General features: G+C 68.0%; 9 protein-coding genes. All 9 read left to right on the top strand.

Features of this window, described 5'->3' with window-relative positions:
• The first annotated feature begins 349 nt into the window (after positions 1-349).
• The 9 genes from G3I17_RS39075 (at position 350) to G3I17_RS39035 (ending at position 12,136) form a co-directional block, all read left to right on the top strand.
• The gene (locus G3I17_RS39075; protein WP_164604455.1) at positions 350-1,888 is read left to right on the top strand and encodes an ABC transporter substrate-binding protein; all 1,539 of its coding nucleotides are present in this window, start codon (positions 350-352) and stop codon (positions 1,886-1,888) included.
• A complete protein-coding gene (locus G3I17_RS39070) occupies positions 1,889-2,827 on the top strand; it encodes an ABC transporter permease (RefSeq protein WP_164604453.1) in 939 nt (312 codons plus the stop codon).
• Complete coding sequence (locus G3I17_RS39065) at positions 2,824-3,621, top strand: ABC transporter permease subunit (protein ID WP_164604451.1); 798 nt, start codon at positions 2,824-2,826, stop codon at positions 3,619-3,621. Before G3I17_RS39070 ends, G3I17_RS39065 begins: the two co-directional genes overlap by 4 nt.
• Positions 3,618-5,291: an ATP-binding cassette domain-containing protein gene (locus G3I17_RS39060; RefSeq protein ID WP_343238565.1), complete on the top strand. Its 1,674-nt coding sequence runs from the start codon at positions 3,618-3,620 to the stop codon at positions 5,289-5,291. The genes G3I17_RS39065 and G3I17_RS39060 overlap by 4 nt, the downstream gene beginning before the upstream one ends.
• On the top strand, positions 5,288-6,382 hold the full coding sequence (locus G3I17_RS39055) for a pyridoxal-phosphate dependent enzyme (protein WP_164604449.1): 1,095 nt from the start codon (positions 5,288-5,290) through the stop codon (positions 6,380-6,382). Before G3I17_RS39060 ends, G3I17_RS39055 begins: the two co-directional genes overlap by 4 nt.
• Before the next feature lie 10 nt (positions 6,383-6,392).
• Positions 6,393-7,151 carry a phytanoyl-CoA dioxygenase family protein gene (locus G3I17_RS39050; RefSeq protein ID WP_164604447.1) on the top strand — a complete coding sequence of 253 codons (759 nt, stop codon included), beginning with the start codon at positions 6,393-6,395 and terminating at the stop codon, positions 7,149-7,151.
• Positions 7,148-7,966, top strand: coding sequence for a DUF364 domain-containing protein (locus G3I17_RS39045; RefSeq protein WP_164604446.1), 819 nt, complete (start codon positions 7,148-7,150; stop codon positions 7,964-7,966). Before G3I17_RS39050 ends, G3I17_RS39045 begins: the two co-directional genes overlap by 4 nt.
• Positions 7,963-9,174, top strand: coding sequence for an MFS transporter (locus tag G3I17_RS39040; protein ID WP_343238564.1), 1,212 nt, complete (start codon positions 7,963-7,965; stop codon positions 9,172-9,174). Before G3I17_RS39045 ends, G3I17_RS39040 begins: the two co-directional genes overlap by 4 nt.
• 100 nt (positions 9,175-9,274) lie before the next feature.
• Positions 9,275-12,136, top strand: a complete 2,862-nt coding sequence (locus tag G3I17_RS39035; RefSeq protein WP_164604444.1) for a S8 family serine peptidase — start codon at positions 9,275-9,277, stop codon at positions 12,134-12,136.
• Positions 12,137-12,298: the final 162 nt, after the last annotated feature.

The raw sequence follows: 12,298 nt of genomic DNA, 5'->3' as shown, positions 1-12,298 counted from the left end.
CTTGTGGAGTTGGACCAGTCTTGGAGGACCGGACCACATCTACAAGGGCTGCACTCCTATCACCAGCCGCAACACCGACTTGACCACACACTCCGCTGCCTAACCGAACGGCGTTGGGGTTAACCCCCCAAGAGGTGCCGGGAGGGGTGGGCGGGGGTGGGTGACTGCGAGTACTCGGAGGTTGGCGGCGGTGACACGCCGTTACGGGCGACGGGGGGAACGGGTCTGGCGGAAGAATGGTGGGGGTCCGTTCAGATGCGCCTGAATTTGACAACTATTTTCATTAACGGCAGGATTCGACCCGACGACCACTCCTCGTCGGAGCCCCCTCACCGTGAAGGAAATGCGGATGTCCGATGCTCTGAACAGACGGGGATTTCTCGGCCTGGCCGGTGGTCTGGGGCTGGTCGCGCTGACCGGTTGCGGGTCCGGTGGGACGAGTGACGCCGCCGGGCAGCCGCAGGCGGGCGGGCGGTTGCGGGCGGTCTTCGCCGGTGGTGGCGCCAAGGAGGTTCTCGACCCGCACGTGCAGAGCCTGTTCGTCGACATCGCCCGGCACAAGGCGATCTACGAGAAGCTCGTCGAGCTCGGCCCGGACCTGAAACCGTTGCCACGCCTGGCGCAGAAGTGGGAGCCGGACGCGCAAGCCGCGACCTGGCGGTTCACCCTGCGGGACGCGACCTTCCACGACGGCAAGAAGCTGACGAGTGAGGACGTGCTCTACAGCCTGGCCCGGATCGCCGACCCGAACACCCCCGAGCGAGTGGCTCAGTCCTCGCTCGCCTCGCTCGATCTCAAGCGCTGCAAGGCGATCGACAAGAACACCGTCGAGCTGGTCCTGACCGCGCCGAACGCCGAGTTCCCCGCCCTGCTGGCCGGCATCGGCACGCAGATCGTCCGTGACGGCTTCAAGGACCCGGCCAAGCCGGTCGGTACAGGGGCCTTCAGGTTCGTCTCCTTCGAGGCCGGCCGCGCACTGGTGGCCAGCCGGTACGACGACTACTGGGACGGCGCGGCGAAGCTCGAGGAGCTCCAGATCCTGTCCGCCGACACGGAGGCGCGCGCCAACGCGTTGCAGGGTGGCCAAGCGGAGTACGCGAACGAGATGACCGCGACCTTCGCCCGGACCACCGAGGCGGGCAAGACGGTCAAGATCGTCGCCGCCAAGGGCAGTACGACGCAGGCCTTCGTGATGAAGGTCGACCAGCCGCCCTTCGACAACCCCGATGTCCGGCTGGCCTTCAAGCTGCTCGCCGACCGGCAACGGTTGGTGGACGTGGTGCTCGCCGGAAGAGGGGCTGTCGGCAACGACCTTTTCGGCAAGGGCTTCCAGTACTACCCGGCTGGTCTGCCGCAGCGCGAACGCAACGTCGAGGAGGCGAAGGCGCTGCTCAAGAAGGCCGGCCTGCTGAACAAGGAGGTCGAGATCTTCACCTCCGACGCCTCGGCCGGATTCGTCGAGGCGGCGACGCTGTTCGCGGAGCAGGTCGGCGAGGCGGGCGTGAAGCTCAAGGTGACCACTGGCAGCGCCCAGACCTACGCCAAAGACCTGCTCACCAAGGGCGCGATCGGCAGTCACCGCTCGGGCGCGATGCCGATCCCGCAGTACATCACCGATCGGCTGCTGTCGAAGTCGCCGTTCAACGTGACGCACTGGCGCAAGCCGGACTTCGACGCCGCGTTCGCCGCCGCGCAGGTGCAGACCGACGAGCCGGCGCGCGCGGCGAAGTACGGGGAACTGCAGAAGACGCTGCGGGACTCCGGTGGCATCCTCGCCTGGGGCCATCCGGACTTCCTCGTCGCCGTCTCGGCGAAGGTGCAGGGGGTCCAGGCGGTGCCGCCGAACACCTTGGACTCGGGCCGGTTCGACAAGGTGTGGCTGGCCTGAATGCGGTCGTATGCCGCCCAGCGGGCTGCATTGGCGATCGTCCAGCTGGCTGTGCTCTCGATCCTCGTCTTCGTCCTCACCGCGTTGCTGCCCGGCGATGCCGCTGACATGCGCTTCACCGAGACGCTGACGCCTGACCAGGTCGCCCGGATGCGCGCGCAGCTCGGCCTGGACCAGCCCGCGCTCGAGCGGTTCACGCACTGGTTCGGCAACGTACTGACCGGAGACCTCGGTACTTCGCTGATCAGTGGCGGGCCAGTGCTCGACATTGTGAAGGCCTCGGTCGGCGCGACGCTGGTGCTCACGCTCGCCACGCTGGCCGTCGTCGTCCCGCTGGCGGTTGCCCTCGGCATCTTGATGGGCACCCGCGAGAACGGCCGGCTCGACCGGACGATCACCTCCGTCACGCTGGCGCTGAGCGCGATCCCCGACTTCGTGATCGCCGTGGTGCTGGTCGCGTTGTTCTCCTTGAAGCTCGGCTGGCTCCCGGCGACCTGGGTCGGTGGTTCGTTGCTGGCCAGCCCGGTGCTGCTCGTGCTGCCGGTGGCGGTGCTGCTCGGTCGCACAGTTTGCCTGCTGTCTCGGCAAGTGCGAGCGGGCACGATCAATGCGTTGCACGCGGAGTACGTCGTGCAGGCTCGGCGTCTCGGGGTTCCCCGGCGACGGCTGCTGCTCAGGCATGTGCTGCCCAACGCGGCAGTGCCCGGCGTACAGGAGCTGGCCCGGACCGGGGACACCTTGCTGGGCGGGGTGCTGGTGGTCGAGGCGATCTTCGCGATTCCCGGGTTCGCGACTGCGCTGGTCGATGGGGTCGAGACGCGTGACGTTCCTGTCGTGCAAGGGCTGACGTTGGTGCTCGCGGTGGCCGCGCTGCTGATCAACCTCGGCGCCGACCTCGTCTGCAATCGCCTCGTACCGCGGACGGAGCTGTTGAGATGAGAGCCCGTACTCCGCTCGCCATCTCCGCGTTGCTGGTACTCACCCCCTTGCTGGTGGCGCTTCTCGGCCCGCTCGTCGCGATCGACCCAAAACCCGGGCTGCCGTACGAATCGGCCGGTCTACTCGGCACCGACGGGCTCGGTCGCGACGTGCTCAGCCTGCTGCTCATCGGTGGACGGACGGCGCTCGGGATGGCTCTCGGCGCGGTGGTCATGGCCTACCTCATCGGCGGGCTGATCGGCCTGGTCGCGGCATCGACCCGGCATCGGTGGGTCGACGAGACGTTGATCCGGCCGCTCGACGTACTGCTGCCGCTGCCCTCGCTGCTGGTGATCAGCGTGGTCGCCGTCGGCTGGCGGGCATCGCCGCTCGCGATCACGCTGGCGGTTGCCATGGTCAACGTTCCGACCGTCGCCAGGCTCGTCCGCGCGGCGGCGCTCGATGCGGCGAGCGGTCCGGTGGTCGAGGCGCTGCGGATGCAACGGGAGAGTTGGGTCGGCATCCATCTCGGGTACGTCGGTCGCGCTGTGCTCGGACCTGTTGCCGCCGACATCGGTACCCGGATCACGCTCGCCGTCTTCCTGGTTGCCTCGGTCAACTTCCTCGGCCTGGGGTTGAGCCCGACCGCCCCCGACTGGGCGGTCAGCATCTCCCGCAATCGAGAAGGACTGTTGCTGCAGCCGTGGGCGGTAGTCGCCCCAGCTCTCCTGCTGGTTTCCTTCACTCTCGGCTTCAACCTGCTGGCCGACCGGCTGGTCCACCGGACCAGGCGCCTCGCCGAGGCGAAAGCGTGAGGGGAGAGAGGCGGGCCGCCCGCGCAGGAGCGGCGAGCGGGGCGGACCGCGGTGGTGCGGCGAGCAGGGCAGACCGGGGCGGTGCGGCGAGCGGGCAGAGCGTGGTCGAGGGGGAGCGCGCTCTCGTCAGAGTCGCCGCGTTGGCAGCCGTGGCGGACGGGGCCATCTTGGTGGATGGGGTCGACTTCGAGGTTTGGCCTGGTCAGGTGACGGCTCTGGTCGGCGCCTCGGGGTCTGGCAAGACGACCTCTGCTCTCGCCCTGCTTGGCGAGCACGGCAATGGTGTGACGCTGAGCGGTTCGGTGGAGGTCGACGGCTTGCTGGTTGTTGATGGCAACGGCGTCACCCAGGCTGCAGCGGGCGTCCGCGGCCGGGTCGTCGCCTACATGCCGCAGCACCCCGGGAGTGCGCTCAATCCGGCCCGGCGGATCGGCGCCGGGCTGACCGAGTTGGCCAAACTTCATCATCCCGGCGCATCGGACGTCGTACCGGAGGCTCTGCGGGCTGCTCAGCTTCCGGCTGATCGAGCGACCTTGCTGCGGTTCCCACATCAGTTCTCCGGGGGCCAGCGGCAGCGGATCGCTCTCGCCCAAGCGCTCACCTGCCGTCCCAAGGTGCTCGTCCTGGATGAGCCGAGCACCGGCCTCGACTCGATCACCCGGCTCCAGTTGGTCGGCGAACTGAAGGATCTCGCCGACGCCGGGCTCGGCATCTTGTTGCTCAGTCACGATCTCGACCTGGTCCGTGCGCTCGCTCATCGAGTCGTCGTCCTGGACGCGGGCCGGGTGGCCGGCCATGTTCTTCCAACCGCAACACAGCCGCCTGCCGCGCCGGGAACCCGCAGTACGGGCGAGCCGTTGCTCCAAGCAATGAACGTCTCCGCGTCGCTGCGTACCCGCGGCCGCGATCCGATCCTGCAGGAGGTCGATCTCGCCGTGCTACCTGGCGGCTGCGTCGGCGTCGTCGGCCGGTCCGGCAGTGGCAAGACGACCCTCGCGCGCTGCCTGGCCGGCCTGCACGAACGCCAGACCGGCCGCATCACCCTGGCCGGCGAAGACCTCCCCGTCCTACGGAAGCGCACGCTCGAGCAGACCCGTCGCGTCCAGTACGTCTGGCAGGAAGTTCGCGGCTCCTTCGACGAACGCCGCCTGGTCGACGAACAGGTCGCCCGCACCGCTGAACGCTTGCGAGGCCTTGCGCCACGAGAAGCGAAGGCGGAAGCGGTCGCAATCCTTGCCAGGCTTGGCGTCTCCGCGATGGTGGCGGCGAGACCGCCGAGCCGGCTGTCCGGGGGAGAGCTCCAGCGAGCCGCTCTGGCCAGGGCGTTACTCGCGCGTCCGGACGTACTGGTATGTGACGAGATCACCACCGCACTCGACGAGCAGGGCACTGGGCTCGTCGTCGAACTCCTCAACGAGCTGAAGGCCCAGGGCACCGCCCTGGTGTGGATCAGCCACGACCTCGGACTCGTCGCCTCGGTCTCCGATCACGTGCTGGTGCTCGACGCCGGCCGGGTCGTCGAGCAGGGGCCACCGGCAACGGTGATGAACGAGCCGACCACCGAACTGACCCAGCGGCTGGTGAGGGCCGCCCGGGTCGGGCACGAACCCCCTGAGCCTCCGCCCGTGCTGACCTGTAGTGCCGACACGAGGAGCGACCCGCACCGATGAAGCAACTCCACGATCACCTGGCGGAGGCGATCAAGGATCCGGACCCGATCCGCGTCGCCGCCGGTTCAGGCGACGACCTGATCTGCCTGCGGTTCGAGACGATGAAGGTGTACTCCGCGCTGGGCGCCGTTCGGCATCTGCTGGAGACGGGGGCGGTCGAGCCGGGAGACACGCTGATCGACAGCTCCAGCGGGATCTACGCTCATGCGCTGGCGCTCGCCTGTCACCGGTACGGGATGAAGTGCCACATCGTCGGCTCCACGACGGTCGACCGGACCTTGAAGATCCAGCTGGAGATCCTCGGCGCGACGGTCGAGCAGGTGCCGTCGTCGAACAACCTGCAGCTGGACCAGAACCTCCGGGTCCGCCGGATCGGCGAGATCCTGCGCGACAACCCGACGTACCACTGGATGCAGCAGTACCACGACGACATCCACTACCTCGGGTACGGCGCGATCGCCGATCTCGTCGCCGAGCTGGTGCCGGCCGGGCCGCTGTGTCTGGTCGGGGGAGTCGGTACGGGCGCCTCGACCGGCGCGATCGCGGCGTACCTGCGGGATCGGGGACGGGACGTGAACCTGGTCGGCGTGCAGCCGTTCGGGAGCATCACCTTCGGCGCCGGGCATACCCAGGACCCGGAGATGATCATCGCCGGGATCGGCAGCTCGATCGAGTTCCGGAACGTGCGGCACGAGCTGTACGACCGGCTGCACTGGGTGTCGTTCGACTACGCGATGTCGGCCGCGGTGGACCTGCTGCGGACCTGCGGGGTCTTCGCTGGGCTGTCCGCTGGAGCGGCGTACCTGTCCGCATTGTGGGAACACAACTGCGACAGCAGCCGCACGCACGTCTTCCTCGCCGCCGACACCGGCACCCGGTACGTCGAGTCGGCCTTTTCCCGGTACGCCGAGGCGCGCCCGATGAACACGATGCGGCCGCGCGAGATCGATTCGCTGGAAGACCTCGCGGTGCCGTGGTCGGCGATGTCCTGGGACCGGCGCGAATCTGTGTCGTCGCCGACCCCCACCCCACCGCCCCGGTCGGCCTGGGCCAAGCGCAGCGAGTTCCCATCTGCGACGCCGTCGCATTAAAGTACCGACCATGACCACCGGGTACCTGGTATTGCCGGAGTTGTTCACGGCAACGGAAGTCGGCCGGCTGCGGGACGCGGCCGAGCAGGTGCACGCCGAGGTGGTCACGGCCGCGGAGTCCGGTGAGACGGACGTGACGGTCTGGCCGGACGGGCACCGGCTGGAGGAGATCCGCGGGACGACGATCCACTGGGAGCCGGATGCTCCCGGTAAGGCGGTGCGCAGTCTGGCGCCGGTGGCTCACCTGCATCCCGCGCTGGCGACGTTGTGGACCGAGCCACGGTTGACCTCGCCGATGTCGGAGTTGATCGGTGCGGAGGTCGGGCCGTTCGTGTCCAAACTGAACTTCAAGCGGGCCGGGGTGGGGTCGGAGTTCGCCTGGCACCAGGACTTCCCGTACTGGTACTGCTGCGCCGGCGACGCGGCGTACGAGATCGCGACGGCGATCGTGATGCTGGATGACAACACGGTCGCCAATGGCGCGATGACGCTGATTCCGGGGAGCCAGCTCGATGGTCCGGCGCGCCGTGATCCGCTGGAGCCGACCGGGCTGCTCGTCGATCCGCTGGCGGTGGACGATTCCCGTGCGGTGACCGTGACGGCGCCGGCCGGGTCAGTGCTGATGTTCCCGGGGTTGATGGTGCATCGGTCCGCGCCGAACCGGACCGCCACTGATCGCAGGTCGTTGCTGTACTGCTTCCAGCCTGCCGGACGTCCTGAGTTGTCCGCCCTGACCTATGACGCCGAAATGCTGGGGGATCTGCCATGACCTCATCCGTCGCCGCACTCACTGCTGCCGTTCTCGCCGGGGACCACGGGCCCGACCCCGCTTCGATGAGCGTCACCAGCGCATTCTGGCTCCACAACACGACGCGGCTGCCCGGCGCTGACGTCACGTATCGCAACTACTACGTGCTTCTGCGGGTCGGCGAGGTCTTCGGCGCCTGCGCCTTCGAGGCCGGCGAGCTGGACCCGTCGTACTGCGCCGACACTTCCGGCCTGCCTCTCTCCGACCTGCTTGCCGACGGCCCCTTACCTGTCCGCATCGCCGCCCTGGATGCCTACCTGGGCGCCGTCGAGCCGCACCACTTGTCAGCCCAGGCCGAAGAGGTCGTCCTTCCCGCCGGCACTCCGGACGTGCGCGCCCGGGCCCGGGATGCGGCGGTGGCCGGCCTGCTGGAGGTTGCCGAGGGCACGAAGGTCGCGTTGATCGGCGTCGTGAACCCGCTGGTCGACGCGATCACGGCCTTGGGTGGCAGCTGTCTGCCCTGCGACTTCAACCTTCGGGAGACCGCTTCCGGGCTGCCGGTTTCCCGCGACATGACGCAGGTTATCGACGCCGCCGATGCCGTGGTGGCGACCGGAATGACCTTGAGCAACGGGAGTTTCGATGCTCTGCTCAGTCGTTGCCTACAGCAATCGAAGCCGCTGGCCATCTATGCTCAGACCGGAAGCGCCGTGGCCCGAGCCTTCCTCGGCTCCGGCGTCACCGCACTGTCCGCGGAGCCCTTCCCGTTCTCCCAGTTCAGTGCGCGCCCGACCTCCCTCTACCGCTATCGCCAGAACGGATCCCAGACCCCGTGAGTACCACTGAAGTCCGCAGGACAGGAGAAGTGCCGGGCGACTGGCGGATGGCCAAGCGGCTGTGGCCGTTCTTGCTGGCCTCGACCGTCAGCCTGATCCCGTTCACCGTTTTCGGCATGTACCTGGTGCCGATCGCAGCGGCAGCGGACGGGAGCGTCGCCGAGATCGGTGGACTGCGAGGACTCGGAGGCCTCGCAGCCCTCATCGTCGGTTTCGCCCTGGCGCCGCTCATCGACCGCCTGGCCAGAGAGCTCGTCGCCGCCGGTGGACTTGCGCTGCTGGGCATCTCAGCCGCTTTGGGTGCCATCGGCAACGTCTTCGCACTGGCCACTTTCTGCCTGCTGATCGGCGCTTCGACCTCGATCCTCGGCCCGTCGATCGGCGCCGCGGCAGCAGACCGCTTCAACACACCGGCCGCCGCCGGGCGGGCTGCCACGTTGGTCTCTGCGACAACTTCGATGATGGCGATGCTCGCTGCGCCGGTGCTCGCAGTCCCGGGTCTGTTCTGGGGTTGGCGAGGCAATCTCCTGGCCGCCTCGGTCATCTCGCTGGCGCTCTCGGCCGCCTTCTTCTGGCGCGGCTGGGGTCGGAAGGCTCCGCTCCGAAGCACTCAACGGACGAGCTACCTGGCGACGTACCGGGCGTTGGCTCGTATCCCCGGTGCACTGCCACTCCTTGGCATAGCGATGCTGAGGACGGCTGCCTTCATGGGCTATCTCGCCTATCTGGCAGCGTTCTACGACGAGAAGTTCGACCTGGCGCCCGGCTGGTTCGCGCTCGTCTGGTCCCTCAGCGGCGCATCCTTCTTCCTCGGCAACCTCTTCGCCGGCCGCTACCTCGCCACGGACCGCACCGCGCTCAGCCCCGAGAGGACTCTGGTCCTGGGGCTTTTGGCTGCCCTGTTGGCGGTCTCGGCCTTCTACTTCGCCCCAAGCCTCCCGATCACACTCCTGCTGACCTCTCTGATGGGAGCCGCCCACGCCACGGTCGCGGCGTGTGTCACGACCCTGCTGGTACGCCGCAGTGGCGATCTCCGCGGTTCTGCCCTGAGCGTCAACGCGGCCGGAATGAGCATGGGCACCTTCCTGGGCGCGGCTCTGGGCGGTGCGGGCCTCGGACTCGGCGGATATCCCGGGCTGGCGCTGATTTTCGGCGCCATCACCCTGGGTGGCGTCGTCCTCGCTCTGCGCCTAAGGCCTGTGGCCTAAACCTCATTGCAGCTATTGACATGGATCCGGCCCGAGTTCTGGTCCGTACCTCTGCAATACTCCGGCTCATTGTCACTTCTGAGACCCTTGGGGGGGTCCTGTGTCCTTCCGTCCTGCCCATCTCCTGAGTCTGGGAATCCCGGCCGCGCTGATCGCAGCAGGCCTGGTAACTCTGACCGGTTCCGCCAGCTCGGCTGCCGAGCCTGGCCCATACACGCCGCCGTTCAAGTCCGGTAAGACCACCGCGCCGAAGTACGACCCGAACTCGGTCGTGGTGAAGTTCAAGCCTTCCGCGAGCAAGGTCGCCCGTCAGTCGGCGCTGTCGCGGTTCAAGGGAAAGACCGACGACTCGGTCTCGGCCAAGACCGTCAAGGTCACCGGTGACCTGCCCGCGACCGAACTGCTGAAGAAGGTCAAGGCCGACCCGACGGTCGAGCTGGCCTCGCTGAACTACACCCGGCACACCTCCTCCATCCCGAACGACGAGTTCTACGGCGAGGACCAGTCGATCTTCGCCAGCACGATCCGGCTGCCGCAGGCCTGGGACCTCTCGAAGTCCTCCGGCAACCAGATCGTCGCGGTTCTCGACACCGGCGTCGACGCCGGTCACCCGGATCTGGCCGGCCACCTGGTCACCGGCTACAACGCGGTCTCGCCGACGCGCGGGCCGATCGACGACCAGGGCCACGGCACGATGACGCTCGGCCTGATCGCCGCGTCCGCCAACAACGCGATCGGTATGGCGGGTAGCGCCTGGTCGGCGAAGGCGATGCCGGTCAAGGTGCTCAACTCCGAAGGCTGGGGCTACGACGCCGACATCATCGAGGGCCTGGACTGGGCCGTCGCGCACGGCGCCCGGGTGGTCAACATGTCACTGGGCAGCTCCGAGCACGACCCGCTCCTGCAGGACGCGATCAGGCGCGCCGTGGTGGACAACGGCGTCGTCGTGGTGGTTGCGGCCGGCAACGACGGCAGCTCGATCACGCAGTACCCGGCGTCCTACCCCGAGGTGATCGCGGTCGCGGCCACCGACGAGCGCGGCAAGCTGGCCGACTTCAGCTCGTTCGGCAACTGGGTCGACGTCGCGGCGCCGGGCATCAGCCTGCTCAGCACCGGTCCGCGCCAGCTCACAAAGCCCGGCTACCTGCCGTACTGGTACTGCACCGGTACTTCGTGCTCGGCGCCGCTGGTCACCGGGCTCGCGGCCATGATCCGCAACAAATGGCCCGCGTTCACCCCGGCCCAGGTCGCCCAGCGCCTCAAGGTGCTGGCGCGTGACGCCGGTCCGCGTGGCTTCGACCAGTACTACGGTGCCGGCATCGTGGACGCGTACGCGGCCCTTGGTGGCAAGACCACGACCGACTTCGCCGGCGGCGCCGCTGACGGCAACGACCAGCCGTCCCGGGCGACCAAGATCTCGACGGCCGGCACCAGCGGCCTGATCAACACCGAGGGCGACGTCGACTGGTACTCGATCGACTCCGCGGCGGCGCGCAACCTGCACGTCTCGGTGACCGGCCCGTCCTTCGACGAGCGGAACGGGAACTGGGCGAACATCGGACCGGAGGTCAGCGTCTACGACGCGGGCCTGAAGCTGCTCGGGCACGCCGTGAACGCGTTCCCGGAGATCGACCCGGTCACCGAGCAGCCGATCTGGGGTCCGCTGACCGCGGCGGCCGACGTCAGTGCTTTCGCCGGTCCGACGTACATCGCGGTCCGCAACAACAACGGCTCGTACGACAGCCGCCAGTACACCGTCTCGGTCACCGAGGGTGGTCCGGGCGGTACCGGAAGCATCCTCGACACGTACCCGGCGATGGACCTCACGCCGGCGACCAACTCGTCGACCGCGACCTCGGCGACCACCCCGACGGTCACCTTTCCCTCCGCGGTCAACGAGGGGACCGTGAACGATCAGACGGTCCGGATCGTGCATGGCAAGACCGGTGCGGTCGTCCCCGCCACGGTCAGCTACAACGCGGCGACGTTCACCGCGACCGTCACCCCGGATGCTCCGCTGGCCGAGGCCACGCCGTACAAGCTCGAGATCCAGGGCGTGGGCGATCTGGCCTCGCTGCAGTCGGTCTTCAGCACGGTCGATCTGGCGCCGGCGAAGCTGACGACGTTCACCGCGAGCGGGGCCTACCTGGCCGCGAACGTGGCCTGGACGATCCCGGCGATCCCGGATCTCGACCAGGTCATCATCCGCAAGAACGTGGGTGGCAAGGCACCGGCGCTCAACACCGGGACGCTCGTCTACTCAGGCACCGGGTCGTCGGTCAAGGTGACCGGCCTCGCGGCGGCGACGACGTACACGTTCGCCGGCTGGGTGAAGGACAAGGGCGGCAAGGTCAGCCCGATCTCGGCGGAGGCCGTGAGCGGGGTCAAGTCGGGGATCGCGACGACCGCGACGGCGATCAACTACGGCGGCACGATCACGCTCAAGGGCAGCGTGCTGCGGATCGACAACAAGGCGTTCGCGGATCTTCCGGTGCAGCTGTACGGCCGGGCCAAGAACGTGTCGGCGCTGAAGCTGATCGCCACCTTGAAGACGAGCTCGACCGGCGCGGTCAGCTACGCGCTCAAGCCGTCCACGTCATCGGTCTACACGATGGTCTTCGTGGGCAACGCCGACCTGATGGGCACCCGGACGGCCGACCTCAACGTCGCCGTCGCACCGACCATCTCATCGGTGTTGTCCCCGACCGCCATCAAACTGGGCAAGACGACCAGGCTCTCCGGTTACGTCGCTCCGGCGCACTCCGGCAAGCTCGTCTACCTGCAGTTCTATTCGGCCAAGACGTGGAAGAACATCGCGTCGGTCAAGCTGAGCGCCACCGGCGCCTACGCCTTCGGCATCAAGCCGGCGGCCCGAGGCTCCTTCGCGTACCGCGTCCTCTTCACCGCAGACGCAGACCACGCCCAGGCCCTCAGCCCGCAAAGGATCGTGAAGGTCAGCTGACCTCGCACCAAACCAACTGATGCCCCCAGCCACAGGGCGGGTTCTCATGGTCGTCGCAACACCTTGATTTGAGGAGTTGCGGCGGCCATGTCGTTTGTGGAGGACTTTGAGTGTCACGGTGATGCGTTGTTGCGGTTGGTGGATGCGGGGGTTTCGGTTACG

The sequence above is a fragment of the Streptomyces sp. SID13031 genome (assembly GCF_010548305.1).
Classification (GTDB): Bacteria; Actinomycetota; Actinomycetes; order Propionibacteriales; family Kribbellaceae; genus Kribbella.
This window is presented reverse-complemented; position numbering and strand designations above follow the sequence as displayed.